This is a genomic window from Micromonospora sp. CPCC 205554, from assembly GCF_036902745.1.
In the GTDB taxonomy this organism is placed as follows: Bacteria; Actinomycetota; Actinomycetes; order Mycobacteriales; family Micromonosporaceae; genus Micromonospora; species Micromonospora tulbaghiae.
The window spans coordinates 267,104-291,996 of record NZ_JBAKHP010000002.1; the positions used below are offsets into that span (position 1 = coordinate 267,104).

Sequence of the window (24,893 nt, forward strand, 5' to 3'; positions counted from 1 at the left end):
CTCACCTTGAGAAGAGCGTGATGGGGTTGATGACATCAGCGGTGACGGTGAGCAGCGTGAACGCGCCACCGATCAGGATCACCGCGTACGTGACGGGCATGAGTTTGAGGTAGTCGACGCGGCCGGGATCGGCGCGGCCGATGCGCGCGTACAGCCAGGAGCGCGCCCGTTCGAACCAGGCGATGGCGATGTGGCCGCCGTCCAGCGGGAGCAGCGGCAGCAGGTTGAACACGCCGATGAAGAAGTTCAGCGACACGAAGAGCATGAAGAACACCAGCCAGGCGTTGTTCTCCACGGCCTCGCCGCCGAGCCGGCTGGCGCCGACCACGCTGATCGGGGTGTCCACGTCACGCTCGCCGCCGGTGATCGCGTTCCACAACGCGGGCACCTTCTGCGGGATGCGCTGCATGGCGTGCGCGGTCTGCACCGCCATGGTGCCGGTGAAGTCGGCGGTGGCGCCGAACGCGGCGACCGGGCCGTACTCGACCCGGGTCGGGGTGCTGGGCGAGAGCGCCACGCCGAGCGCGGAGACCGCCGAGGTGGCGCCCTTCGGGTCGCCCAGCGGCGGACGCTGCACCGAGGCCAGGTCGACCCGCGCCTCGGCCGGCTTGCCGTCGCGCACATAGGCGACGGTGGCCGTGCCGGGCGGGGTGGCGCGGACCACGTCGAGCATGTCGCCCCAGGTGGAGACCGGCTTGCCGTTCACCGCGGTGATCCGGTCGCCGTCCTTGAGCTGGGCCTGGGCGGCCGGGCTGGCCGGGTCGCCGGACTCGCAGGCGCGGGCGGCGTTCTCCACCACCACGCACGGCGCGATGGCGATCACCGCCGGCTCGGCCCGGAAGCCGGCCTCGGTGCTGGGGAACTTCGGGTTCGGCAGCCCGACCGACACCGCGATGATCCAGAGCGCGATCAGGGCCAGGGCGAAGTGGGTGATCGAGCCCGCGGACATCACGATCGTCCGCTTCCACACCGGGTAGCGCCACATCGCGCGCTTCTCGTCCCCCGGCTCGACGTCGTCGTCCTGCGGGGTCATGCCGACGATCTTGCAGAAGCCGCCGAGCGGGATGCCCTTGATGCCGTACTCGGTCTCGCCCCGCTTGAACGACCACAGCGTCGGGCCGAAGCCGACGAAGTAGCGCGTGACCTTCATCCCGAACGCCTTGGCGGTCAGCATGTGCCCCGCCTCGTGCAGGCTCACCGAGATGAGGATCGCCAGGGCGAACAGCACCACCCCGAGCAGATAGCTCATCGAGCTCCTTCCACCGACCCGACGATGATCTCCTGGGCGTGCGCCCGTGCCCACGACTCGGCGGCGAGCACGTCCTCGACGGTACCTGGTTCGTCGAAATCGGGAGCGTCCTCCAGCACCCGCTGGAGGGTGTCGACGATGCCGAGGAACGGCAGCCGGCCCGCGACGAACGCGGCCACGCACTCCTCGTTCGCCGCGTTGTAGATCGCCGGGCGGCAGCGCCCGGCCTCGCCCGCCGCCTTGGCCAGCGCGACCGCCGGGAACGCCGCGTCGTCGAGCGGGAAGAACTCCCAGGTGTGGGCCTTGGTCCAGTCCACAGCGGCGGCGGCGCCCGGCACGCGGTCCGGCCAGCCGATGCCCAGCGCGATGGGCAGCCGCATGTCCGGCGGGCTGGCCTGGGCGAGCGTGGAGCCGTCGGTGAACTCGACCATCGAGTGGATCACCGACTGCGGGTGGACCATCACCTCGATGTCGGCGTACGGCACGTCGAACAGCTCGTGCGCCTCGATCACCTCAAGCGCCTTGTTGACCATCGTGGCGGAGTTGATCGTGACGACCGGGCCCATGTTCCAGGTGGGGTGCGCCAGCGCCTGCTCCGGCGTGACGGCGGTCAGCTCGTCGCGCCGCCGCCCCCGGAACGGACCGCCGCTGGCGGTGACCACCAGCCGCCGCACCTCGCCCCGGGCGCCGCCGCGCAGGCACTGCGCCAGCGCCGAGTGCTCGGAGTCAACAGGGACGATCTGCCCCGGCCGCGTCACCGCGCCCTTGACCAGGGGGCCGCCGGCCACGAGGGACTCCTTGTTGGCGAGCGCGAGGGTACGACCGGCGTGCAGCGCGGCCAGCGTCGGCGGCAGGCCCAGCGAGCCGACCACGCCGTTGAGCACCACGTCGCACGGCCACTGCGCCAGCTCGGTCATCGCGTCCGGCCCGGCGACGATCTTGGGCAGCTTGAAGTCACCGCTGGCCCAGCCGCGCTTGCTCGCCTCGGCGTAGAACGCGAGCTGAAGATCCTGCGCGGCGGACGCGCGGGCCACGCCGACCGCCTCCACGCCCAGCTCCAGCGCCTGCGCGGCGAGCAACTCCACGTTGCCGCCACCCGCGCCGAGGGCCACCACCCGGAAGCCGTCCGGGTTGCGCTTGACGATGTCGATGGCCTGGGTGCCGATCGAGCCGGTCGAACCGAGCAGCACGAGGTCTCGGGGAGTGGTCACCGGACCATTGTTCCCCAGCGCCTCACCCCGGTTCGTCCCGGAGTGCCCCGGCGGCGTGATCGACTCCACTTCGCCGAGGTGGCGGCATCAGGGTTGCCGTGATGCCACCACTTCGGCGAACCGGTGTCGATCACGCCTGCGGCGCCTCCTCGTCGAGCAGGTAGGCCGGGTTGTCCGTCTCCACCCGAACGCCGTGACAGGCCCCCGGCGAGAGCGGGGTCGGGCGGTCAGGCGGGGCGTTCCAGGACGAACGTCTCCAGTTCGGTGCCGCCGTACCAGTCGGTGCGCACACCCGCGTGCGTCATGCCGAGGCGCCGGGCCACCGCCATCGACGGGTCGTTCCCGGCCATCACCACCGCGTACACCCTGGGGGTGCCGGCGGCGAACTCGCGTTCCAGCACCGCGCGGGCCGCCTCGGTGGCGTAGCCGCGGCCCTGGGCGTCGGGGTGCAGGTGCCAGCCGACCTCGATGTCGTCGGTCAGGGTGACGCCGTCGCGGCCCGGGAGCGGCTTGAGCAGGATGCTCCCCGCCACCGGCCCGCCGTCGCGCGGCTCGATCGCCCACAGGCCCCACCGACCGGCGTACGGCGCCCAGCGCTCCCGCCACATCCGGACCCGCTCGCGCGCCTCGGACGGGTCGGTCATCCGCCCCTTGCCGCCGCCCAGCCAGCGCATCACCTCGTCTCGGGAGTAGATGTCGTAGATCCGGGCCAGGTCGCCTGGCGACTCGGTCCAGTCCCGCAGTACCAGCCGCTCGGTCGTGGCGATCGTCATGCCGCCGGATCGTAATGCGTGCCGCGCGCCCGTACGGGGAACGAGAGGGCGATGGGCGACGGGTGGGAGCGGACCAAGCGGATCACGGCTGCGGCGTTCCGGCCGGTCCGCGGCCGGGACCTGTCGCTGCACGCCGCCGCGATCACCTTCTACGGCGCGATCGCCGTGGTGCCGGTCGCGCTGCTGGCGATCTGGCTGACCGGGCTGCTCGCCGGGGCGGACCGGGTGCGCCGGCTGACCGGGTACGCCATCGACACGCTGCCCACCGACATCGGCGCGCACCGGGCGGCGGCCGCGCTCGTCGAGGCCGGGCTGGGGCTGACCCCACTGCTGGCACTGGCCTCGCTGCTGCCCGCCTCCCTGTACGGCGAAGGGCTGCGCCGCGCGTTCGTCTCGGTGGCCGAGCCGCGCGCCGAGTCCGGCGCGCTCGTCGGCTGGCGGGGTCGCCTGCTGCTGCTCCCGCTGCTGGCGCCGGCCCCGGCGCTGCTGCTGTCGATCCTGCTCGGGCTGCCGATGACCACCCGGCTGGTACGCCAGGGCGGCTGGGTCGGCGCGCTCGGCGTGGTGCTGTCGTTCCTGGCGGTGTGGCTGGTGCTCACGCCGGTGCTGATCTGGGTGTTCCGGGTGGTCGGCCCGGCCTCCCCGGACTGGCTCGTCACGGTGGGCCTGGGTTCGTTCACGGCGGCGAACCTGTCCGGCTTCCTGCACGGCTTCGTGCTGTTCTGCTCGCTGCCGCTGGACCTGGGCGTGCCGTTCGGCGGGTTCGACGAGATCGGCGGCGGCGTGGCGGTGCTGCTCTGGCTGTATCTGTTCCACGTGATCGTGCTGTCCGGCTACTCGGCCACGCTGGCGGCGAGCCGGTGGCGGGCCACCCGGGAGGCGGCCCGCGCCTGACGGCTGCGGGTCAGCGCCGGAACGGGCCCCGCACCTCGTACGTGATGCCGCCGGTGCCGGCCCGGGCACCGCTGGTGCCGCGCTGCGAGGAGAAGTAGAGCCGGCTGCCGTCCGGCGAGAACGCCGGCCCGGTGATCTCCGACTCGGACTGCCCGGTCAGCCGCAGGAACGGGGTCACCACACCGGCCGGCGTGATCACGTTGATCTCCATGTTGCCGCCGTCCTCGGCCACGTAGAGGTCACCGCCGGCGGTGCCGGTGATGTTGTCGACGCCGGTCAGCGGAGCGGCCCCGGCCGGCACCAGCGAGTCGTCGTACGCGAGGTCGAGCCGCTGGTTCACCGCGTCGTACGCCCACACCCGGTTGTCGCCCTTCGTGGTGAACCAGCAGGTGTCGTCGGCGTACCAGCAGCCCTCGCCGCCGTCGAACGTCTGCGCCGCGGCCACCTGGTAGCGGGTGGGCACCGGGAACCCGTCGCGGTCCGGCAGGTCCCGCCAGGTCACCGGCCCGGTCACCTGGCCGTCCGGGGCGCAGAGCACCTGCACCTTGCCGGTGCGCAGGTCGCCCCAGGTGTCCGGCACGAACCGGTAGAAGCAGCCGTCACCCTCGTCCTCGGTCAGGTAGACCACCCGCCGCACCGGATCGCAGGCCGCCGCCTCGTGCTTGAAGCGGCCCATCCGGGTCCGCTCCTCGCCGGACCGGCCGCCCTCCGGCCAGGTCTCGAAGACCCGGCCCAGCGGCACCTCCTCGCAGGACAGCCACGTCCCCCACGGGGTCGGTCCGCCCGCGCAGTTGACGTTCGTGCCACCGAGGATCCGGTACGCGGCGGCGATGGCGCCGTCGGCGGCGAACCGCACCGCCGAGGCGCCGCCGACGAGCGGCACCTCCGAGTTGGAGACGTAGATCCAGCCGTCGCCGGCCGGGAAGCAGGCGCCGCCGTCGGGCGCCGGGTGCCAGGTGTACGAGGTGCCCGCGACCCGCTGCCCGGAACGCGCGATCACCCGGCTGGTGAAGCCGGCCGGCAACTGGAGGCCGTTGGCGTCGGCGGCCAGCAGGTCGCCGTACGGGCCGGGGCCGGGCTGGGCGGGCTGGGCCGGTGCGGCCGCGGCGGCCCAGAGACCACCGGCGAGAGCGGCGGCGCCACCGGCGGCGGTGGCGCGCAGGACGGTACGACGATCCATCGGGGATTACCTCCCGGAGGCGGTGGGTGTCCCGTCGACGGTAGGACGGAAATGCATCGACAACTGCCACTATAGGGTGAACGCGGGGTGACGGCCGTCCGGCGTCATAGTCCCTCGACGTACCGCTTCGCGTCGGCGAGCGACATGTGCGTGTGCTCCCGCACCACCTTGATCGCCTGGATCTTCTTCCCCCGGTACAGCAGGCGCGCGGCCTCGGCCCGCACCGCGTCGTCGACGCCCTTTCCCGGTGCCGGCGGGCCGGGCGACCAGGATCCGCCGGACGCCAGCACGTCCACCGCCCGCTTCGCGTCCAGCAGCGACAGCCCGGTCTGCTCGCGCAGCACCTTGACCGCCTCCACGGTGCGTCCCTCCCGGGCCAGCCGGAGCACCTCGGCCTGCCCGTCGCCCGACGGGCGGTCCGGGGCGACCAGATCCCGGGGACGGCCGCGCCGCAGCGCGAGCAGGAGGAGGAACACCACCACGACGAGCGCCACCGCGAGCGCGATCTGGACAGCCGGGGACATGGCGGCCACGGTAGCGCCCCGCCGCGAACCCTCCCGCCCGGCACCCGCCGCCGCTACGCTCCGTTCCCATGAGCGACGCGAGTGAGCTGCCGTCCCGCGCCGACGTCGTCGTGGTCGGCGCCGGACACAACGGCCTGGTCTCGGCGATCCTGCTGGCCCGCGCCGGCCTGGACGTCCTCGTGCTGGAGGCATCCGGGGTGATCGGCGGGGCGACCCGCACCGAGAACCCGTTCCCGAAGGTGCCGGGGCTGCGTCACTCCACCGGGTCGTACCTGCTCGGGCTGATGCCGCCGGAGCTGCTGGCCACGCTCGACGTGACCATCCCGGTGCTGCGCCGCGACCCGCACTACTTCCTGCCCACACCGGGCGGGCTCGGCTCGCCGTACCTGCTGGCCGGCAGCGACGTGGCGGCCGGACGGCGGCAGCTCGCGGAGATGTTCTCCCCCGCCGACGTCGCCGCCGACGACGCGCTGCACGCCGAGCTGGCCCAGCTGCGGGAGGATCTCGCCCCGGCGTGGCTGGCCGAGCCGCTGCCGGTCGAGGAGACCGCCGAGCGCTACGTGCGGCCCGCGCTGCGGCAGGTCTTCGTCGACCTGGTCCGCGGCTCGGTGGCCGACCACCTGGCCCGCTTCGACTTCCGCTCCGAGCTGCTGGTCAGCATGTACGCGGTCACCGACGGCCTGTCCGGGCTCAACGCCGGCCCGGACGACCCGGGCACCGGCCACAACTTCCTGGTGCACAACATGTGCCGGCTGCCCGGCGCGGACGGCACCTGGATGATCACCCGGGGCGGCATGGGCACCGTGTCGCGCACGTTCGCCGAGGCCGCCGAGCGCGCCGGGGCGCGGATCGTGGCCGACGCGCCGGTCACCGCCATCCGGCTGGCCTCCGGCGCCGCCGCCGGGGTGACGCTCTCCGACGGACGGGAGGTGGACGCCTCAGTGGTGCTCGGCGCCTGTGACCCGTACCGGCTGATGGAGCTGCTGCCCGACGGCGCGCTCCCGGCGGAGCTGGGCGCGCGGATGGCGGCGGTCCGCCGCACCGGCACCACGCTCAAGCTCAACCTGGCGCTGACCGGGCTGCCGCGCTTCTCCTGCCTGCCCGATGACGCGCCGAGCCCGTTCGGTTCGACCATCCACCTGCTGCCCGGCTCGGCGTCGCTCGTCGGCGACGGCGGCGAGTCACCGATGGCGGCGCTGCGCGGCATGTGGGCGGACGTGCGGGCCGGGCGGCTGCCGGACGAGCCGACCATCGAGTGGTACCTGCACACCACTGTCGACCCGTCGCTGTCCGACGACGCGGGGCACCACTCGTCGGCGCTGTTCGTCCAGTCGGTCCCCTACGAACCAGCCGGCACCACCTGGGACGCGGCGCTGCCCGGCTACGTGCAGCGGCTGATCGCGATCTGCGAGCGGTACGCCCCGGGCGCCGGTGACCTGGTCGCGGACGCGGTGCCGCTGCCGCCGCCGGGCATCGAGGCGCACTTCGGCATCACCGGCGGGCACATCCACCACGTCGACAACACGGTGTCGTTCACCGAGCGGATGCCGTACGCGACGGGTGTGGACGGCGTGTACGCGGGCAGCGCCGGCTGCCATCCGGCGGGCAGCGTCATCGGCGCGGCCGGGCACAACGCGGCCCGGCGCATCCTCGCCGACCTGGGCTGAGTCCTCACGGCGTGTCGGGCGCCTCCTGGCCGGCGGGCGGGAGATCGCCCGGCCCGCGGACCAGGTAGACGCCGACCAGCAGCAGGTACGCCAGCAGGCTCAGCACCGGGTCGACGAACACGATCGCGAACGCGATCAGGTAGAGCAGCGGACCGAGGCGGAACCGGCGGGCCACCGCCCGCGCCAGCCTCGGGTCCAGGCCCGGTTGCAGCAGCCCGCGGCGGCGCGCCCACCACCAGCTCAGGTTGAAGAACAGCGCCTCACCGAGCACCACGCCCGCGTACAGCGCGGCGGTCAGCCGCTGGTCGCCCACGGTGCCGCGCAGGTTGTCCGCGAGCAGGTCGGCGGTGAAGGGGATAGCCGCCACGAACATCAGCAGCAGCAGGTTCAGCACCAGCAGCATCTGGTCGACCCGGCGGACGTAACGCCACATGTTGTGGTGGGTCAGCCAGACCTGGCCGACGATGGCGAAGGTGATCACGTACGCCAGGTAGGCGCGCCACTCGTGCAGCAGCGCGGCCGGCAGCCCGTCGTCCTGCGGCGTGTCGGGGCTGAACGACAGCAGCTCGACGGCCATCAGGGTGAGCACGATGGCGATCACCGCGTCGCTGAACGCCTCCACCCGGGAGGCGTCGCGCGCCATCTCGTTGCCGCGCCCGAACCGGTACGCCGGTTCCCTGTCCGCACCCGTCACGCCGCCCCCTCCCGACCGATGGTCGCGTGCCGGGGGCGGCGGACGGGGCGGAAACCGTCAGATGGCCGCCTCCCCGGCCGGTGCCGGGGTCTCCGCGTCGGCGCGGTGCGCGCGGATCTTGTGCCCGACACTGGTCAGGCAGCGCCCGCTGGCCAGGTCGAACTTCCAGCCGTGCAGCTGGCAGGTGAGCTGGTCGCCGTCGACGATGCCGAACCGGCTCAGGTCCGCCTTCAGGTGCGGGCAGCGCCGCTGCACCACCCAGCCGTCGAGCGTGATGTCCTCGGCGTCGACCGCCCGCTCGTGCTCGTCGTACCAGCCCTCGGCGTACTGGAGGCGCTCCTCGGACAGGCACTTGAAGAAGGCGTAGACGAACTCGTTGTACTGGCCGATGCGGGCCGCGGAGAAGCGGCACGACAGGAACAGCGAGTTGACCCAGTCCACCTCGCCGATGTGCAGCAGGTGCTCGATCAGCGCCCGCTCGGTACGGAAGCGGTAGCGGACCTTCTCGTCCGCGTACGGCCGCACCTCCTTGCCCGGGAAGTCCACCACGATCGACTCGACGCTGTCTCCGTCGTAGCCGACGAGGTCGAAGCGGACCGGCCCGCCGACACCCTTGGCCAGGTAGATCGACTCGTCCAGCAACGGCTCGATCCGGCGCTTCATCTCGCCGAGCACGTCGACCTCGGGGTGCCGCCAGGACGCCTTCTCGGCCTCGATGACGCCGCGCTTGCGCTCCCGCATCTCCTCCAGGTGGGCGACCTTGTTCGCGAAGAACTCCTCCACCGGCACCGGGTGCGTGGTGGTCGCGCCCTCGGTGGTGATCTCCGAGACGCTGCCCGGCAGCAGCACGATGCCGTTGGTGCCGCCGACCTTGGCGTACTCGGCCAGGAACACCGACTGGTCGGGGAAGATGTTGCCCTCGTCGCCGAAGATGTCGTTGAACTGCCACAGCTCGTCGTCGAGGAAGCACGGCGGGCCGGCGATCGGGAAGACGTGGTCGGCCTTCAGGTCGTCGATGTAGCGCCACGTGCGGTCGAACTGCCGGTCGCGCTTCTGCTTGCCGAACGCGGTCTTCGCCGCCTGCGGCAGCTCGTAGACCATCGGGTACCAGATCGCGCCGGAGAACTGGAGCATGTGCGCGTGCACGTGGCCCAGCTCGGCGAACACGCTCAGGTCGGTCGGGCGGGCGTCGTTCTGGTTGAGCAGCCGCACGCCGTCGTACTCGACCCAGAGCGAGGAGTCGCCGATCGGGCCGTCGGTCGGGCTGGTCAGCGCCTGGATCATGATCTTCAGGCCGCCGGGCAGCTCCACCACCTGCTCGTTCGGGGCCTTGAGGAACTTGGTGAAGCCCAGCTCCCGGAACTCGTCCTCCATCTCCGAGGTGGGGAACTCGGGCAGCAGGACGGTGGCGTCCTTGGACACGAAGTCACGCAGGTGCTTCGCGTCGAAGTGGTCCCGGTGCAGGTGCGACACGTACAGGTAGTCGACCTGGCCCAGGGTCGCCCAGTCGAGGAGGGAGTTGTCCGGGAAGGGGAACCACGAGGCGAAGTAGGCGGGGTTGACCCACGGGTCGCACAGGATGCTGCCCGCGGGCGTGTCGATCCGCATGCTGGCATGCCCCGTACCGGTCACTCGCACCGCAGTCCTCCTCAAAAAGGCATCAAGGTGTACGTCAAGACGCTACCGGAGGCAGTGTGCTCGCCGTCCCGCGACGCCGGTAGTGGCCATCCGCCCCCACCGGTACGGGACCAACGACCCGGGCCGGCCGGGGCGCCCGCCGTCGCCCGCCCGGGTCATCCCCGGCACAGGAGTCGGACCCTGCGCCGGGCCCGGTTGGGCGCGTGCCAGACTGATCGGAGATCCGATCGCGAGGGAAGGACCGACAGTGGCAGGAGACGAGCCGGTAACCGCGCCAGATCAGCACAAGCCCGGACACCGCAAGTCCGGACGGATCGGTGCGGTGCTGTCGGCGTTGGCCTTGGTTCTGATGGCGTTCTGCGGGATCGAGGAGGGCCGGGTGGAGCACATCTGGCTGTTCGGGATCGCCGGGCTGCTGATCGCCATCGTCATCGGCGACGCCGTGCTGCGCCGCAACGGCCTGCGGTCCTGACGCGCGGCGCCCACGGTAGTGCGCGAAGGGCCCGCCCCCGGTGAGGGGGCGGGCCCTTCGTCGTCTCGCGGCCGGGGTCAGCGGCCGAGCAGGATGTCCTGCACGTCCTTGAGCGCGGCGTCGACCTCGGCCTCGAAGTAGCCGCCGGGCACCAGCCCGAAGCGCAGCGTGTCGAGTTCCTTCGGGTTCACCGGCATCGGGTTGCGCCCCTGCATGCCGCCCAGCAGCGTCTCGAAGAACCGGTCGACCTGGTCCGGGTCGTACCCGCTGCCGAACCGCCGGACCTGGAAGCTGCGCCGGATCTGGTCGACGCGGTGCAGGTCACTGCCGGGCGGGCCGGCCATCGGCGGTCCCACCATCGGCGGACCGGCGACCGGCGGACCCACGAGCGGCGGGCCGGTCATCGAGGGGCCCGGGCCGTAGCCCTGGTCCGGCGGGCCGTAACCCGGGTCGGGCGCGCCGTAGCCGGGCTCCGGGGCGCCGTAGCCCTGCTGCGGCAGCGCCGGCGGACCGCCGGGGCCACGACCACGCAGCTCGCGCTCGGGCATGCGGATCTCGGCGGTCATGTCGGCACGCCCGCGCCGACCGGCCTCGAACCCGTCGAACCGCTCCTCCTGGCCGTACCCGCCGGGACCGCTGTCCGGGGGCCCGTAGCCACCCGGACCGGAGTCCGGCGGACCGTACCCACCGGGGCCGTTGTCCGGCGGACCGTAGCCGCCGGGGCCGTTGTCCGGACCGTAGCCGCCCGGGCCGGGCGGCAGGCCGCGCGGCGGCGGGCCGCCGTGCCCCATCGGCGCACCCGGGCCCATCGGGCCGGGGCCACCCGGGCCGCGGGGGCCGTCGTAGCCACCGCGCGGGCCGTCGTAGCCACCGGCGAACGCGCCGGTCGGTTCGTCGTAGCGGTTGCCGTAGCGGTCGGCCGGCGGGCCGGGCTGAGCAGGCATCTGCCGGGGCGGCATCGGCGGCTGCGGCACCGGCGACATGCCCCGGTCGTCGCGCATCGGCGGGCCGAGCCGGTCGGCCATCCGGGGATCGCCACCGCGCCCGGCCGGTGCGCCACCGCGCTCCTCCAGCTCGGCGAGCTGCCGCTCGACCCGGTCGAGGTGCAGGTCGACCTGCCACTCGTCGTAGCCGTTGAACCGGACCCGGAAGACGACGTCGTGGACCTCCTGGGAGGCCACGGGCGCGCCGATCGGCTGGCCGTCGAGTGTCGCCTCGACCCGGTCCAGGAAGGCGTCGACCTCGTCGACCTTGTAGCCCCGGCGGAGCGCCTTACGCCGGAAACGCTGACCCTGACTCGCCACTATGTCTCCTGGTCTCGTACCGCTACGCCGTTGCCGCGCGTGAGTCGCCGTCCGTGTCCCCGGCGGCGGCGAGCTGCCCACAGGCCCCGTCGATCTCGCGTCCCCGGGTGTCGCGCACCGTGGTCGACACCCCGGCGTCGCGCAACCGCCGGACGAACTCCCGCTCGACCGGCTTCGGGCTGGCGTCCCAGCGGCTGCCCGGAGTCGGGTTGAGCGGGATCAGGTTCACGTGGGCCAGCTTGCCGGCCAGTAGCCGCCCGAGCAGATCGGCTCTCCACGGCTGATCGTTCACGTCCTTGATCATCGCGTATTCGATGGACACGCGACGCCCCGTCGTGGCCGCGTAGTCCCACGCCGCGTCCAGCACCTCGGACACCTTCCAGCGCTGGTTGACCGGGACGAGTTCGTCGCGCAGCTCATCATCGGGGGCATGCAGCGACAACGCAAGGGTCACCGAGAGGTCTTCGCTGGCCAGTCGGCGGATCGCCGGCACCAGGCCGACCGTCGAGACGGTGATGTGTCGCTGCGACAGGCCCAGCCCCTCCGGCGCCGGTGCGACCAGCCGGCGGATCGCCGCCACCACCCGCGAGTAGTTGGCGAGCGGCTCGCCCATGCCCATGAACACCACGTGCGACAGCCGCGGCGGCGACCCGGCGACCGCGCCGGAGGCGGCCACCCCGGCCAGGTAGACCGCCTGGTCGACGATCTCGGCGGTGGACAGGTTGCGGGTCAGCCCGGCCTGGCCGGTGGCGCAGAACGGGCAGGCCATGCCGCAGCCGGCCTGGCTGGAGATGCAGACGGTCACCCGGTCCGGGTAGCCCATCAGCACGCTCTCCACCAGCGAGCCGTCGTGCAGCCGCCAGAGCGCCTTGCGGGTCGCGCCGTCGTCGCAGGCCAGTTCGCGTACCGGGGTCAGCAGGTTGGGCAGCAGCTCGCCGGCCAGCCGTTCCCGGGTCGCCGCCGGCAGGTCGGTCATCCGCTCCGGGTCGCGCACCAGGCGGCCGAAGTAGTGGTTGGAGACCTGCTTGGCGCGGAACGCGGGCTCACCCAGCTCGGTGACGAGCGCCTGCCGGCCCGGCAGGTCCAGGTCGGCGAGGTGGCGGGGAGGCATCGCGGGCCGGCGGCCGCGGGCGTCGGGGTCTACGGAGATCAGCGGGAGACTCGTCATGGCGCGTCCAGTCTGACACGCTCCCGCCCGGACGCACCCGTCCGTACGTGTCGAATCGCCCCCGGCCACCCGGTCCGCAGCGGGTCGCCGCCGTGACGCATGCCTCAGCTCACCACCGGGACGAAGACGGCGAGCAGCAGGTACGCCACCGGCACGGCGAACAGGATCGAGTCGAGCCGGTCCATCAGGCCGCCGTGCCCGGGCAGCAGGTTGCTCATGTCCTTGACGCCGAGATCCCGCTTGATCATCGACTCGGCGAGGTCACCGAGCACCGCCGAGACCGAGATCGCCATCCCGAACAGCGCACCCCACCAGGGAGCCACGTCGAACAGCGCCCACAGCAGCGCCGCGCTGCCCGCCGCCGCGGCGGTCACCGAGCCGGCGAAGCCCTCCCAGGACTTCTTCGGGCTGATCGTCGGCGCCATCGGGTGCTTGCCGAACGACACGCCCGCGGCGTACCCGCCGGTGTCGGAGAGCACCACCGCAGCCAGCGTCACCAGCACCCGCAGGGCCCCGTCGCCGGGCGCCGCCGCGAGCATGGCCGCGAACCCGGCGAGGAACGGCACATACACCGCGATCAGGGTGGCCGCGGTCAGGTCGCGCTGGTAGTTGCCGGGCCCGTCGCCCAGCCGCCAGATCATCGTGCCCAGCACCGTGACCAGCAGGCCGAGGCAGAGCGCGTCGGGGCCCGCGAACCAGGCGAGGCCCACGGTGATCACGCCGCCGGCGACGAGCGGCGCCAGCGGCGGGTGGGCGCCGCTGCGGCGTACCGCGCGGGCCATCTCCCAGATGCCGATCCCGACGGCGGCCGCGAGCACGGCCAGGAACGCCGGCATGAAGAAGAACAGCGGCACCACGACCGCCGCGCCCAGGGCCACCCCGACGCCGATCGCGGCCGGCAGGTTGCGCCCCGCCCGGGAGGACTTCGGCGCGGTGGTCGGCGGACGCTCCGCGCTCGCCCGCCGCCGGCCCGGCCCGCGGCGGCCGGCCGGTGGCTCGGGCTCGGGCTCGTCGCGTACCGCCGGGATCTGGTCGGTGGGCTCGTCCCGGACCGGCGCGATCTGCGCGGTCGGGTACTCGTCGTCGCGGGCGGGCTCGCCCCACGGGCCGCGGTGCTCCGGCCCGTCGGGCCGGGCGCGGTCACCGGCCGGCGGTCCGTCGTACCGGCCCGGGCCGTCGTGGTGCCGCGAGGTCGTCGGGTACGGCCCGGCGTACGTGTCCGGAGCGGCATAGGTGTCCGGACCGGCGTACGTGTCCGGGCCTGGCCCGGGACGGGTGTAGGTGTCCGGCTCGGCGGGGTGGGTGTGCGCGGCCGGGCCGGGTCGCCACGGGCCGGGTTCGATATCGGTGTCCGGCCAGGGCAGGGCCGGGGCGGCCGGGCGGTCCCAGCCACGCGACTCGGTGTTGCCGTAGGGGTCGGGGTGGGACATCACGCACCGGCAGCCGGTACGAGAGCCACCACATGACGCAAGACCAAGACCATCCCCTACCGGCGTGAGACTTCCTGTTTACCGACCGACGGCCGGGCGACTCCCGCCGTTCACCCCGTGGTGGTCGGGAATCGTGCCGAGCCTACTGCACCCGCCGGAGCGGCGAGGGTGTGCGCCGCCGGGCACGACGACGGCACCGGGCCGCCGCCCGGGCGGGCGACGGCGGCGCGGTGCCGTGCGCGGTACGCGGGTGCTCAGACCTCGAGCAGCTCGCTCTCCTTGTGCTTGACCAGCTCGTCGACTCCTGCGACGAAGCGCTGGGTCAGGTCGTCCAGCTCCTTCTCCGCGCGCCGGCCCTCGTCCTCGCCGACCTCGCCGTCCTTGACCAGGCGGTCCAGCTCTTCCTTGGCCTTGCGGCGGATGTTGCGGACGGCGACCTTGGCCTCCTCGCCCTTCTGCCGGGCGACCTTGATCATGTCGCGGCGCCGCTCCTCGGTCATCTGCGGCAGGACGATGCGGAGCTGGTTACCCTCGTTGTTCGGGTTGGCCCCGAGGTCCGAGTCGCGGATCGCCTTCTCCATGGCGCCCAGCTGCGAGTTGTCGTACGGCTTGATGATCACCATGCGCGGCTCGGGCACCGCGATGGACGCCATCTGCGGCAGCGGGGTCGGGCTGCCGTAGTAGTCGATGACGATCCGGGAGAACATGGCGGCGTTGGCGCGTCCGGTACGGATGCCGCCGAACTCCTCCTTGGCGTGCTCGATGGCACGCTCCATCTTCTCCTCCGCCTCGAGGAGGGTGTCGTCGATCACCGGTCTCCTCGCCTCCTTCTGTCGCTCGTCGTGTGTGGTGCGGGTGCTGCCGTGGCAGAGGGACCGCTGCCGGTCCGGCGGGCCGGTCAGGCGGTGATCAGGGTGCCGATCTTCTCGCCGCCGACGGCCCGGACGATGGTGTCGTCGCCCTGGGCGCCGAAGACCAGCATCGGCAGGCCGTTCTCCATGCAGAGGCTGAACGCGGCGGCGTCGGCCACCCGCAGGTTACGGCGCAGCACCTCGGAGAAGGTGATCGAGTCGAGCTTGCTCGCGGTCGGGTCGATCCGGGGGTCGGCGGTGTAGACCGCGTCCACGCCGTTCTTGCTCATCAGGACCACGTCCGCGCGGATCTCCAGCGCCCGCTGGGCGGCCACCGTGTCGGTGGAGAAGTACGGCATGCCGGCGCCGGCGCCGAAGATGACCACACGGCCCTTCTCCAGGTGCCGGATCGCGCGCAGCGGGATGTACGGCTCGGCGACCTGGGCCATGGTGATCGCGCTCTGCACCCGGGTCTCGATGCCCTCCTTCTCCAGGAAGTCCTGGAGGGCCAGGCAGTTCATGACCGTGCCCAGCATGCCCATGTAGTCGGCGCGGGCGCGGTCCATGCCGCGCTTCTGCAGCTCGGCGCCGCGGAAGAAGTTGCCGCCGCCGACCACCACCGACACCTGCACGCCGCGGCGTACCACTGTGGCGATCTGGCGGGCGATGCCCTGCACGACGTCGGGGTCGACGCCGATCGCGCCGCCGCCGAAGACCTCACCGGAGAGCTTCAGCACCACCCGGCGGGACCGACCGGGCGGAGGGGCGGTCGGATCCTCCGCCGCCAGGCTCCGGTCACTCACAACCTGCGTCATCCGCCCCGCCCCTTCTCCCCGCGCATCGCGCGAGCGTCGCGTACGTGCCCCTGCCGACCCTATGTGACGAGGAGGCCGCGGTGCCTGTCGCGTACACCGGCGGCCTCCTCGTCGACGTTCTCCCCTGTGCCCGGGCCGGACGGCCCGGTGCGGCGGCTCAGGCCTGGCCGACCTCGAACCGCAGGAAGCGGGTCACCTCGATGCCGGCGTCGGCCAGCACCTGCTTGACGGTCTTCTTGTTGTCGGCGACCGACGCCTGCTCCAGCAGGACGAAGTCCTTGAAGAAGGCGTTGACCCGGCCCTCGACGATCTTCGGCAGCGCCGCCTCGGGCTTGTTCTCCTCGCGGGCGGTCTGCTCGGCGATGCGCCGCTCGGACTCGACGGTCTCGGCCGGCACCTCGTCACGGGTGAGGTACTTCGGCCGCATCGCGGCGATCTGCATGGCCACGGCGCGCGCATCGGCGTCGGCCGCCTCGTCCGTCTTGCCGGTGAACTCGACCAGCACGCCGACGGCCGGGGGCAGGTCCTGGCTCTTGCGGTGCATGTAGACCGCGGTGGTGCCGTCCAGCTTGGCGAAGCGGTTGAGCACCAGCTTCTCGCCGATCTTGGCGGACTGCTCCTGGATCAGGTCGGCCACGCTCTTGCCGTCGATGCTGCTGGCGAGCAGCTCCTCGGCGTTGGTGGCACCGCTGGCCACGCCGTGCTCGACCAGCTGCTGGGCCAGCGCGATGAAGGCGTCGTTCTTGGCGACGAAGTCGGTCTCGCAGTTGAGCTCGAGCAGCGCCTGGCCGGAGTGGGCGATCAGGCCGTTGGCGGCGGTGCGCCCGGCCCGCTTGCCGACGTCCTTGGCGCCCTTGACGCGCAGGATCTCGACGGCCTTGTCGAAGTCGCCCTCGGCCTCGGTCAGCGCCTTCTTGGAGTCCATCATGCCGGCGCCGGTGAGGTCGCGGAGCTTCTTGACGTCCGCGGCGGTGAAGTTGGACATGACTCTCTCTTCGGTGTCAGTGAGGTGGTCTGGGGTGCTGGTTACCCGGTTCCGGGCCGGTTCTGCCCGGCGTACCCGTCGCGTCCCCACCGCCGAAACCGCCGACGGTGGGGACGCGACGGCGAGATCACTCCGCGGCGGCGGTCGCCGGCTGCTCGGCGGCCGGCGCGGCCTGCTCGGCGGCGGCGGGCTGCTCGTCGGCCTTCTTCGGCTCCTCGAGCAGCTCGCGCTCCCACTCGGCCAGCGGCTCGTCGGCGCCGACCTGGCCGGCCTCGGGCTTCTCGTCCGCGCCCCGGTTGCGGCCGGAACGGGCGATCAGGCCGTCGGCGACGGCGGCGGCGACGACCTTGGTCAGCAGCTCGGCCGAGCGGATGGCGTCGTCGTTGCCCGGGATCGGGAAGTCGACCTCGTCCGGGTCGCAGTTGGTGTCGAGCACCGCGATCACCGGGATGCCCAGCTTGCGGGCCTCGTCGACGGCGATGTGCTCCTTCTTGGTGTCGACGATCCACACCGCGGCCGGGAGCTTCTGCATGTCCCGCAGACCACCGAGGGTCTTGGTGAGCTTGATCTTCTCGCGGGAGAGCTGGAGCGTCTCCTTCTTGGTGTAACCGGCGGCGGTGCCGCTCAGGTCACCCAGGGCCTCCAGCTCCTTCATCCGCTGCAGCCGCTTGTACACGGTCTGGAAGTTGGTCAGCATGCCACCGAGCCAGCGGTGGTTGACGTACGGCTGGCCGACCCGGGTCGCCTGCTCGGCGATGGCCTCCTGGGCCTGCTTCTTGGTGCCGACGAACAGGATGCTGCCGCCACCGGCGACGGTGGTGCGGACGAACTCGTACGCCTTCTCGATGTAGTCGAGCGTCTGGCGCAGGTCGATGATGTAGATACCGTTGCGCTCGGTGAAGATGAAGCGCTTCATCTTCGGGTTCCAGCGCCGGGTCTGGTGCCCGAAGTGCACACCGCTTTCCAGCAGCTGACGCATGGTCACGACGGCCATGGTGGGTTACTCCTACGTTGTCCCTGGTTGTCCGTCCGGCCGGCGGCCGGACGCCTGGCGCCCGGTCGCCGGCCAGGGTGGGCCCGGTACTGAAGACCGGGACCAGGGAGGCCGTCGCCCCACGGAGGAGACCGTGGAGAGGGCACGCGAGGTCGACCGCACGAGGCGGTCGCCAGTCGACCAGTGTACGCGCCCTCCCCGCTGCCCGGCCCCCGGGTGCGGGACCGCGGTCCGCGGTCAGCCGGCGGCGAGCGCCGCGGCGAGGAAGAGGACCAGCCCGACGGTCAGGTACGCAGTCGGCGGGCGCAGCCAGCCCCGACTGCCGTCGGCGAGCGCCAGCCCGCCGGTACGCAGCCCGTACAGGCCGGTGCCGAAGATCGGCAGCCCGACCACCAGGAAGATGCCCACCACCACGTGCGACGTCGACACCGGGTCGCCGAACAGGCCGTGCAGCAACACCCGCACCGCCGGCACCTCCAGCACCAGCACCATCACCGCCAGCAGCACCGCCAGCGCGGGGCGCCGGGTCCGGTAGACGCCGTCACCGGGCGGCGGACCGTCCGGACGCGGCAGCACCGCGGGCATCGGGCCGGTCGGCATCTCCAGCGGGTTCGGGGTCGACGCCGGCTGGGCCGGGCCGCCCGGACGCTCACCGATCCGCAGCGGGGTCGCCTCGCCGGGGTTGAGCCGTGCCGCGGCGGACTGCTCGGTCCCGCCGTCCGGGCCGGTGGTTCCCGGCGCCGCCTCGACGACCGGGTAGCCGCCGATCGGGCTGAGCCGGGGCTTGTCGACGGCGCTCCGGGCGTCGACGCCGGGGCCGCCGGCCGGGTCGCTGCCGTGGGCGACGAGGCCGTACGGGTCGGTGCCGACCGGGGCGGCGCCGGTCAGCGGGGCGGTCGCCGACGTACCGAGCGAACTCGACAGCGGGTTCCCGTGCGCGGCGGTGCCGAGCGCGTCGACGCCGCTGCGGGACACCGCGCCGAGCGGGTCGTCCGCGCCGCGGGCCGCCGACTCGCGGGCCGCGCGACGGCCGGCGCGCGATCCGGGCAGTTCACCGGAGACCTCCGGGTCGTCCGGCCGCTGCGATCGCCAGCTGCTCGTGTCGTCGACCAGCGGATCGGCGGCGGAGTACCGGCCCGGCTCGGCGTACCGGCTGTCACCGGCGCGCTGCTCGGGTGTGCGGTAGTCGTCGTCGCGGTAGCGGGGCTCGCCTGCGGCGCGCCAGTCCGACTCGTATCCCCGGTCGCCCCATCGCGACCCCTGCTCATCCTCGGAATAGCTCCGTCGTCCGTCCACGACCGGCACGGTATGCGACGGGCTCCAGCCGCGCCATCCGGGTCACCCGGGGATCGGCCCAGGTCAGCGCCGATGCCGCCAGGTCGCCGACGGGACACGGTCAGTAGCTGTGCCGGGCCGGTGCGACCACGCCGCCCCGGCGGTGCGTGTTCGGGATACCGTGCTCCGGCTCACCGCACGAGAACCGGGGTAATGGCGATGACGGCACGACCCACTACGCGCCTGCTGCTGGCGGCCACGACACTGATCCTGATCGCCGGGTGCGCGCCGGAGCCGGCGACGCAGCCGAAGTCCGGTGCCTCTCCGGTGGGCGCGCCGTCGCCGGTCACCCGCACGCTGCGGATGCCGGAAACGCTGCTCGGCCTGACGAAGAACATGGATCGCGTGGCCATCGAAGGGGCCAAGCGGCACCTCGACACCCTGAAGCGTGAAGTCGCCCCGGCCACCAGTGCGGTCGGCTGGGCGTACGGCGGGCACGGGCCGGACGCCGACATGGTGTTCATCACGGGTGTGTCCGGCACGGTCACCGACCAGCAGGGTCTGATCGAGCGCTCGCTGAGCCCGTACCGCGTCGGTGCCCTCGAACAGGTCGATGCCGGACGGCTGGGCGGCACGGCCCGCTGCGGCCGGGGGCGGACCGAGATGAAGAGCTACCTCGTCGTCTGCGCCTGGGCCGACGCCCAGACCCTGGGTGTCGTCGCCTTCCTCTCGTCCCGCCCGATCGGCGATCGCACGGCGCAGTTCCTCGACGTACGCCAAGCGATGACCGAGACCGCCGGGTGAACGGCACGCGCTAACACATCGGACGGGTGATCGCGAGCCCGTCCACAGGCGGCACCTTGTCCACAGGGAGTCCCTTCACAGCGCCCCTGCTCGCGGCCGCCGGTCGCATCCTGGCCGGCATGACGAACCGGAACCGAGCCGTCGGCGCGTACGGCGAGCGGTGCGCGCTGCGGCACCTGATCGAGACGGGTCTGCACCCGGTCGCCCGCAACTGGCGCTGCCCCGAGGGCGAGATCGACATCATCGCCTGGGAGGGCCCGGTCCTCGCCGTCTGCGAGGTCAAGACCCGCCGTGGCGAGCAGTTCGGCTCCCCCGCCGAGGCCGTCGTACCGGCCAAGGCCCGCCGGCTGCGCGGCCTGGCCGCGCGCTGGCTCGCCGAGACCGGCACCACCGCCGACGAGGTCCGCTTCGACGTGCTCTCCGTCCGGCTCCCGCTCACCGGCCCCGCCCGGGTCGAACACCTCCGCGGCGCGTTCTGACATGGGGTACGCGAAAGTGCTGAGCGTCGGCCTGGCCGGAGTCGCCGGGCATCTCGTCGAGGTCGAGGCCGACCTGGCTCCCGGCCTGCCCGCCGTGATCATCTCCGGCCTGCCGGACACCGCGCTGCACGAGGCGCGCGACCGGGTCCGCGCCGCGATCGTCAACTCCGGCCAGAAATGGCCCAACCGGCGCATCACCCTCAACCTGCTCCCCGCCACCCTGCCCAAGTACGGCTCGGCGTTCGACCTCGCCATCGCGCTCGCCGTCCTGGCCGGCTCGGGTGAGCTGCCACCGGTCGCCCTGGACGCCACTGTCGTGCTCGGCGAACTCGGCCTCGACGGCGCGGTACGCCCCGTCCGCGGCACGCTGCCCATGGTCGCCGCCGCCGCCCGCGCCGGGCACACCCGCGTCGTCGTGCCCGCCGGCAACGCCGCCGAGGCGGCAGTCATCCCGGGCGTACGCGTGCACGCGGTCGACACGCTGCACCGGCTCGTCGCCCACGTCCGCGACGGCAGTCCCCTGCTCGCCCCACCCGCCCACGTCCCGGCCGGCGGCCCGGCCGGGCCCGATCTCGTCGACGTCGCCGGGCAACCGCTCGGGCGGCGCGCCCTGGAGATCGCCGCCGCCGGGGGCCACCACCTCGCGCTGCTCGGTCCGCCCGGCGCCGGCAAGACCATGCTCGCCGAGCGACTGCCGTCGATCCTGCCGGAGCTGGACGACGAGGCAGCCCTGGAGGTCACCGCGCTGCACTCGATCGCCGGCCTGCTGCCACCCGGCGGCGGGCTGCTGCGCCGTCCCCCGTTCCAGGCGCCGCACCACACCGCCACGGTGCCCGCGCTCGTCGGAGGCGGCTCCGGGCTGGCCCGGCCCGGGGCGGTGTCGCTCGCCCACCGCGGGGTCCTGTTCCTGGACGAGGCGCCCGAGTTCGGCAAGGGCGCGCTGGAGGCGTTGCGGCAGCCGCTGGAGAGCGGCCGGGTGCGGGTGGCGCGTACCCGGGGTGCCACGGAGTACCCGGCCCGCACCCAACTGGTGCTGGCGGCCAACCCCTGCCCGTGCGCGAAGCCCTCCGGCGACGTCGACTGCGAGTGCCCGCCACTGACCCGGCGACGCTACCTGGGACGGTTGTCGGGTCCGCTGCTCGACCGGGTGGACGTGCAGGTCCAGTTGAGGGCGGTACGCGCGGCGGAGCTGCTGAGCACCGGCGCCGCGCAGGAGTCCTCGGCCACCGTCGCCGCCCGGGTGGTCGCCGCGCGGCACGCCGCCGCCGACCGCTGGGCGGCCACCGGGCACCGGGTGAACGCCGACGTCCCCGGCCCGTACCTGCGCCGGCCGCCGTGGCACCTGCCGGCCCGCGTCACCACGGATCTGCGCCACCGGCTCGACACCGGTTCGCTGTCCGCGCGCGGCTACGACCGCGTACTCCGTCTCGCCTGGACCATCGCCGACCTGGACGGGCGGGACCGGCCCGGCCACGACGACGTGGCGGAGGCCATCCAGCTCCGGACCGGGGAGGTCGCGTGAGCGCCGACGACCGCCGGCTGGCGCGGGTCGCGCTGACCTGGCTCGCCGAGCCCGGCACCCGTTCGGTGTACGCCCTGGTCGAGCGGATCGGCCCGGTCGCCACGCTCGACCTGCTGCTGTCCGGCGAGGCGCCGGAACGGACACTCCGGTCGGCCGTCGCGGCGCGCGGCGTCTCCGGTGACGCCCGGGCGGTCGCCGCCGACGCGCTGGCCAGGGGCGAGCGGCTCGGCGCGCGGCTGGTCACCCCGGAGGACGACGAATGGCCCACTCAGGTCAGGGACCTGCGCCGGCTGGCGCTGTCCGGGGCCACCCGGCGGGTCGACGTGGAGACCGACCCGCCGCTCTGCTTCTGGGTACGCGGGGCGTGGCCGCTCGGTGAGGCGCTGGCGCGCTCGGTGGCGGTGGTCGGCGCCCGGGCGGCCACCCCCTACGGCGCGCACATCGCCACCGAGCTGGGCTACGGCCTGGCCGACCGGGAGTGGACAGTCGTGTCCGGCGGGGCGTTCGGCATCGACGCGGCCGCGCATCGCGGGGCGTTGACAGCGGGCGGGCGCACCGTCGCCGTGCTCGCCTGCGGGGTGGACCGTCCGTACCCGATGGGCAACGCCGCACTGTTCGACCGGATCGCCGAGACCGGTCTCCTGGTGAGCGAGTGGATTCCGGGCGCGGAGCCGCTGCGGCCACGGTTCCTCATCCGCAACCGGGTGATCGCGGCGGCGACGAGCGGCACGGTGCTGGTCGAGGCCGCCGCCCGCAGCGGCGCCACCCAGACGCTCAACCGGGCGCTCGGCCTGCGCCGCCCGGCGATGGTGGTGCCGGGGCCGGTGACCTCCGCGATGTCCGTCGGCGGGCACGAGGTGCTGCGGGAACGGCCGGAGGCCCGGCTGGTCACGAACGTCGCGCACGTGCTGGAGGAGGTGGGGCGCATCGGGTACGACCTGGCCCCGCCCGCCCGGGCGCCCGAGCGCCCCCGGGACCGGCTCGACGAGGAGGCCACCCAGGTGCTGGAGGCGCTGCCCCGCCGCCGGGCGCTCGACCTGGAGAGCGTCGCGGCACGTGCGGGCGTGGACCTGCGTACCGCCATGCGCAAGCTGTCCATGCTGGAGGAACTGGCGATGGTGGTACGCCGCGACGGCGGTTACGCGCTCGCGCCGCCGCCGGTCTCCCGCACGTGAGGCGTCAGTCGCCCTCGAACCGGATCTCGGCGTCGCGGCGCTCCGCGCATCGGCGGACGAGCCGGGCCAGCCGGTGGACGTGGTCGACCTCGGCCGGCACCCCGGCCACCTCGGCCAGGCACCGCAGCTCGGCGAGCAGTTGCGGCATCCGTTCGGCGCCCACGGTCAGCTCGCCGAGCGGATCGACACGGTCCAGCAGCGGCGTGCGGCCACCGCCGCGGACGCGTTTGAGCAGGTCGAGCAGCACGTCCTGCGGATCCGCAACGACCTCGATCGAGACGTACACGGGCCGGCGACGGTAGTCACCCGCCGACACCTGCCGGTAGAGGACGGCGTCCACTCCCACTCTCGGCCCTCCTCGTACCGGCGTCACCGTCACGGGGACGCACTGGCCTGATCGCGGCCGGATCGACCCTCCGTCGGGGCCGGCTCGGCCGCGCTGCCCGCCGGTCGCCGCACCGGAGCGTGCCGCAGCATGAGTTTCCCCTGTCCAGACCGGCTTCTGCCACCCCGCTCAGCGCGTCGTCACGTATCCCAGGTCGGGCAGACGCGAGCGCAGTGGCGGACGGCACAACCCACGGGCGACGGGCCGACCCGCCGACGCAGGCGGGAGTGACGGCCGGGCCGGCACAGCGAGCGGCGGCGCTCCCGCCTTACGCTGGGGCGGTGATCGCCGTCCGCCTCCACCGCCGCGACCGCGTACGCCCGGACCGGGTGCCGCGGTGAGCAAGCGGCGGCGCGGCACGCGGGACGCGCACGAGGAGCTGCCGGCCTCGATGCGCGAGGCGGTGGACGACTTCGCCGACCACCTGTCGCGGGTCCGCAACCGCTCCGTCCACACCGTCCGGGCATACGTCACGGATCTCGTGTCGCTGCTGGACCACGCCGTCCGGATGGGCTGCGCCGAGTTGCCGGAGCTGGACCTCGCCGTGGTGCGTAGCTGGCTGGCGAAGCAGCGGACCCTGGGGGCGGCCCGGACGACGATGGCGCGGCGCGCCGCCGCGGCCCGGACGTTCAGCGCCTGGGCACACCGGACCGGCCTGCTCGCCGACGACGTGGCCGCACCGCTGGCCAGCCCTCGGGCGCGGCGGGAACTGCCCATCGTGTTGCGCGCGGACCAGGCCGCCGCCCTGGTGGAAGCCCCGTCGCGGCAGGGCCCGGGCCCGCCCGAGGCCGGCCGCTCGACGGTCCAGCCCGACCACGCCGGTCTCGGACGCGACCACGGAACGGCCGCCGAGCCGGCCGGCGGCGGACCGCCCGACGCGGTGCTGCTGCGCGACCGGCTGCTGCTGGAACTGCTCTACGGCACCGGGGTACGCATAAGCGAGGCGTGCGGCCTGGACGTCACCGACGTCGACCAGGCCCGGCGGGTGGTACGCGTGCTGGGCAAGGGCGGGCGGGAACGGTCGGTGCCCTACGGAGTGCCGGCCCAGCGGGCGCTGGACGCCTGGCTGCGCGACGGCCGGCCCGCGCTGCTGGCCCCGGGCTCGGGCCGGGCGCTGCTGCTCGGAGCACGCGGCGGGCGGCTCAACCCGACCACCGCACGGCGGATCGTGTCCGGCTGGGCCGGTGCCGCCGGGGTACCACGGGTGACGCCGCACGGGTTGCGCCACTCGGCCGCGACGCACCTGCTCGAAGGGGGCGCGGACCTGCGCGCCGTGCAGGAGCTGCTGGGGCACTCGTCGCTCGCCAGCACGCAGATCTACACGCACGTCTCGGTCGAGCGGCTCCGCGACGCGTACCGGCAGGCGCACCCCCGCGCCTGACCACCGAAGGCGCGCAGGCAGCG

General features: G+C 73.5%; 24 protein-coding genes. 8 read left to right on the top strand and 16 right to left on the bottom strand.

What is annotated here, in order from left to right; genetic code table 11:
• Position 1: 1 nt before the first annotated feature.
• The 3 genes from V6U82_RS04275 to V6U82_RS04285 form a co-directional block, all read right to left on the bottom strand.
• Complete coding sequence (locus V6U82_RS04275; protein ID WP_334459315.1) at positions 2–1,249, bottom strand: M50 family metallopeptidase; 1,248 nt, start codon at positions 1,247–1,249, stop codon at positions 2–4.
• A complete protein-coding gene (gene dxr, locus V6U82_RS04280) occupies positions 1,246–2,460 on the bottom strand; it encodes a 1-deoxy-D-xylulose-5-phosphate reductoisomerase (protein ID WP_334459317.1) in 1,215 nt (404 codons plus the stop codon). Before dxr ends, V6U82_RS04275 begins: the two co-directional genes overlap by 4 nt.
• A gap of 227 nt (positions 2,461–2,687) precedes the next feature.
• A complete protein-coding gene (locus V6U82_RS04285; RefSeq protein WP_334459320.1) occupies positions 2,688–3,233 on the bottom strand; it encodes a GNAT family N-acetyltransferase in 546 nt (181 codons plus the stop codon).
• Positions 3,234–3,284: 51 nt separating this feature from the next.
• Between V6U82_RS04285 and V6U82_RS04290 the strand changes: the two genes are divergently transcribed.
• Positions 3,285–4,127, top strand: a complete 843-nt coding sequence (locus V6U82_RS04290) for a YhjD/YihY/BrkB family envelope integrity protein (RefSeq protein ID WP_128137665.1) — start codon at positions 3,285–3,287, stop codon at positions 4,125–4,127.
• 10 nt (positions 4,128–4,137) lie between these two features.
• Here the strand turns inward: V6U82_RS04290 and V6U82_RS04295 are convergent, their stop codons facing one another.
• Both V6U82_RS04295 and V6U82_RS04300 read right to left on the bottom strand, forming a co-directional pair.
• On the bottom strand, positions 4,138–5,307 hold the full coding sequence (locus V6U82_RS04295; protein WP_334459322.1) for an alkaline phosphatase PhoX: 1,170 nt from the start codon (positions 5,305–5,307) through the stop codon (positions 4,138–4,140).
• A gap of 104 nt (positions 5,308–5,411) precedes the next feature.
• The gene (locus V6U82_RS04300; RefSeq protein ID WP_128138347.1) at positions 5,412–5,831 is read right to left on the bottom strand and encodes a 50S ribosomal protein L7/L12; all 420 of its coding nucleotides are present in this window, start codon (positions 5,829–5,831) and stop codon (positions 5,412–5,414) included.
• A gap of 68 nt (positions 5,832–5,899) precedes the next feature.
• On the opposite strand from V6U82_RS04300, the gene V6U82_RS04305 reads away from it, so the two are divergent.
• A complete protein-coding gene (locus V6U82_RS04305) occupies positions 5,900–7,498 on the top strand; it encodes a phytoene desaturase family protein (RefSeq protein WP_334459323.1) in 1,599 nt (532 codons plus the stop codon).
• Between the two features lie 4 nt (positions 7,499–7,502).
• Here V6U82_RS04305 and V6U82_RS04310 read toward each other — a convergent pair whose 3' ends face one another.
• Both V6U82_RS04310 and V6U82_RS04315 read right to left on the bottom strand, forming a co-directional pair.
• Positions 7,503–8,141 carry a TMEM175 family protein gene (locus V6U82_RS04310; RefSeq protein ID WP_334459670.1) on the bottom strand — a complete coding sequence of 213 codons (639 nt, stop codon included), beginning with the start codon at positions 8,139–8,141 and terminating at the stop codon, positions 7,503–7,505.
• A gap of 108 nt (positions 8,142–8,249) precedes the next feature.
• On the bottom strand, positions 8,250–9,830 hold the full coding sequence (locus tag V6U82_RS04315) for a Rieske 2Fe-2S domain-containing protein (RefSeq protein WP_128138345.1): 1,581 nt from the start codon (positions 9,828–9,830) through the stop codon (positions 8,250–8,252).
• Positions 9,831–10,077: 247 nt separating this feature from the next.
• Here V6U82_RS04315 and V6U82_RS04320 point away from each other — a divergent pair, with 247 nt between their 5' ends.
• Positions 10,078–10,302, top strand: coding sequence for a hypothetical protein (locus tag V6U82_RS04320; RefSeq protein ID WP_081635946.1), 225 nt, complete (start codon positions 10,078–10,080; stop codon positions 10,300–10,302).
• A gap of 77 nt (positions 10,303–10,379) precedes the next feature.
• Here the strand turns inward: V6U82_RS04320 and V6U82_RS04325 are convergent, their stop codons facing one another.
• The 8 genes from V6U82_RS04325 to V6U82_RS04360 all read right to left on the bottom strand — a co-directional run bounded on the left by V6U82_RS04325 (position 10,380) and on the right by V6U82_RS04360 (position 19,145).
• On the bottom strand, positions 10,380–11,606 hold the full coding sequence (locus tag V6U82_RS04325; RefSeq protein ID WP_114919660.1) for a DivIVA domain-containing protein: 1,227 nt from the start codon (positions 11,604–11,606) through the stop codon (positions 10,380–10,382).
• A gap of 22 nt (positions 11,607–11,628) precedes the next feature.
• Positions 11,629–12,774: a 23S rRNA (adenine(2503)-C(2))-methyltransferase RlmN gene (gene rlmN, locus V6U82_RS04330; protein ID WP_114919659.1), complete on the bottom strand. Its 1,146-nt coding sequence runs from the start codon at positions 12,772–12,774 to the stop codon at positions 11,629–11,631.
• Positions 12,775–12,878: 104 nt separating this feature from the next.
• Entirely contained in the window at positions 12,879–14,204 is a 1,326-nt protein-coding gene (locus V6U82_RS04335; protein ID WP_334459324.1) for a phosphatidate cytidylyltransferase, read from the bottom strand.
• 254 nt (positions 14,205–14,458) lie between these two features.
• Complete coding sequence (gene frr / locus V6U82_RS04340; RefSeq protein WP_013284608.1) at positions 14,459–15,016, bottom strand: ribosome recycling factor; 558 nt, start codon at positions 15,014–15,016, stop codon at positions 14,459–14,461.
• Positions 15,017–15,102: 86 nt separating this feature from the next.
• Positions 15,103–15,870, bottom strand: coding sequence for a UMP kinase (pyrH, locus tag V6U82_RS04345; protein ID WP_013284607.1), 768 nt, complete (start codon positions 15,868–15,870; stop codon positions 15,103–15,105).
• Positions 15,871–16,027: 157 nt separating this feature from the next.
• Positions 16,028–16,855 (bottom strand): translation elongation factor Ts, encoded by an 828-nt coding sequence (gene tsf, locus V6U82_RS04350; protein WP_114919657.1) that lies wholly within the window; start codon positions 16,853–16,855, stop codon positions 16,028–16,030.
• Positions 16,856–16,982: 127 nt separating this feature from the next.
• The gene (rpsB, locus tag V6U82_RS04355; RefSeq protein WP_114919656.1) at positions 16,983–17,849 is read right to left on the bottom strand and encodes a 30S ribosomal protein S2; all 867 of its coding nucleotides are present in this window, start codon (positions 17,847–17,849) and stop codon (positions 16,983–16,985) included.
• A 237-nt stretch (positions 17,850–18,086) separates the two neighbouring features.
• Complete coding sequence (locus tag V6U82_RS04360; protein WP_334459325.1) at positions 18,087–19,145, bottom strand: hypothetical protein; 1,059 nt, start codon at positions 19,143–19,145, stop codon at positions 18,087–18,089.
• Positions 19,146–19,451: 306 nt separating this feature from the next.
• Between V6U82_RS04360 and V6U82_RS04365 the strand changes: the two genes are divergently transcribed.
• The 4 genes from V6U82_RS04365 to V6U82_RS04380 all read left to right on the top strand — a co-directional run bounded on the left by V6U82_RS04365 (position 19,452) and on the right by V6U82_RS04380 (position 23,104).
• Positions 19,452–19,928: a hypothetical protein gene (locus V6U82_RS04365; RefSeq protein WP_128138351.1), complete on the top strand. Its 477-nt coding sequence runs from the start codon at positions 19,452–19,454 to the stop codon at positions 19,926–19,928.
• A gap of 119 nt (positions 19,929–20,047) precedes the next feature.
• A complete protein-coding gene (locus V6U82_RS04370; protein ID WP_334459326.1) occupies positions 20,048–20,407 on the top strand; it encodes a YraN family protein in 360 nt (119 codons plus the stop codon).
• 1 nt (position 20,408) lies between these two features.
• Entirely contained in the window at positions 20,409–21,929 is a 1,521-nt protein-coding gene (locus tag V6U82_RS04375; RefSeq protein WP_334459328.1) for a YifB family Mg chelatase-like AAA ATPase, read from the top strand.
• Positions 21,926–23,104, top strand: coding sequence for a DNA-processing protein DprA (locus tag V6U82_RS04380; protein ID WP_128138982.1), 1,179 nt, complete (start codon positions 21,926–21,928; stop codon positions 23,102–23,104). The genes V6U82_RS04375 and V6U82_RS04380 overlap by 4 nt, the downstream gene beginning before the upstream one ends.
• Before the next feature lie 4 nt (positions 23,105–23,108).
• Here the strand turns inward: V6U82_RS04380 and V6U82_RS04385 are convergent, their stop codons facing one another.
• Positions 23,109–23,450: a hypothetical protein gene (locus V6U82_RS04385; protein ID WP_128138983.1), complete on the bottom strand. Its 342-nt coding sequence runs from the start codon at positions 23,448–23,450 to the stop codon at positions 23,109–23,111.
• Positions 23,451–23,880: 430 nt separating this feature from the next.
• Between V6U82_RS04385 and V6U82_RS04390 the strand changes: the two genes are divergently transcribed.
• Positions 23,881–24,870, top strand: coding sequence for a tyrosine recombinase XerC (locus V6U82_RS04390; protein WP_334459671.1), 990 nt, complete (start codon positions 23,881–23,883; stop codon positions 24,868–24,870).
• Positions 24,871–24,893: the final 23 nt, after the last annotated feature.

Bases quoted from the DNA above. Each gene is read 5' to 3' on its own strand.
- V6U82_RS04275 (WP_334459315.1), bottom strand. From the start codon at position 1,249: ATGAGCTATCTGCTCGGGGTGGTGCTGTTCGCCCTGGCGATCCTCATC.
- V6U82_RS04285 (WP_334459320.1), bottom strand. From the start codon at position 3,233: ATGACGATCGCCACGACCGAGCGGCTGGTACTGCGGGACTGGACCGAG.
- V6U82_RS04290 (WP_128137665.1), top strand. From the start codon at position 3,285: ATGGGCGACGGGTGGGAGCGGACCAAGCGGATCACGGCTGCGGCGTTC.
- V6U82_RS04295 (WP_334459322.1), bottom strand. From the start codon at position 5,307: ATGGATCGTCGTACCGTCCTGCGCGCCACCGCCGCCGGTGGCGCCGCC.
- V6U82_RS04300 (WP_128138347.1), bottom strand. From the start codon at position 5,831: ATGTCCCCGGCTGTCCAGATCGCGCTCGCGGTGGCGCTCGTCGTGGTG.
- V6U82_RS04305 (WP_334459323.1), top strand. From the start codon at position 5,900: ATGAGCGACGCGAGTGAGCTGCCGTCCCGCGCCGACGTCGTCGTGGTC.
- V6U82_RS04310 (WP_334459670.1), bottom strand. From the start codon at position 8,141: ATGGCGCGCGACGCCTCCCGGGTGGAGGCGTTCAGCGACGCGGTGATC.
- rlmN (WP_114919659.1), bottom strand. From the start codon at position 12,774: ATGACGAGTCTCCCGCTGATCTCCGTAGACCCCGACGCCCGCGGCCGC.
- V6U82_RS04335 (WP_334459324.1), bottom strand. From the start codon at position 14,204: ATGTCCCACCCCGACCCCTACGGCAACACCGAGTCGCGTGGCTGGGAC.
- pyrH (WP_013284607.1), bottom strand. From the start codon at position 15,870: ATGACGCAGGTTGTGAGTGACCGGAGCCTGGCGGCGGAGGATCCGACC.
- tsf (WP_114919657.1), bottom strand. From the start codon at position 16,855: ATGTCCAACTTCACCGCCGCGGACGTCAAGAAGCTCCGCGACCTCACC.
- rpsB (WP_114919656.1), bottom strand. From the start codon at position 17,849: ATGGCCGTCGTGACCATGCGTCAGCTGCTGGAAAGCGGTGTGCACTTC.
- V6U82_RS04370 (WP_334459326.1), top strand. From the start codon at position 20,048: ATGACGAACCGGAACCGAGCCGTCGGCGCGTACGGCGAGCGGTGCGCG.
- V6U82_RS04375 (WP_334459328.1), top strand. From the start codon at position 20,409: ATGGGGTACGCGAAAGTGCTGAGCGTCGGCCTGGCCGGAGTCGCCGGG.
- V6U82_RS04390 (WP_334459671.1), top strand. From the start codon at position 23,881: ATGCGCGAGGCGGTGGACGACTTCGCCGACCACCTGTCGCGGGTCCGC.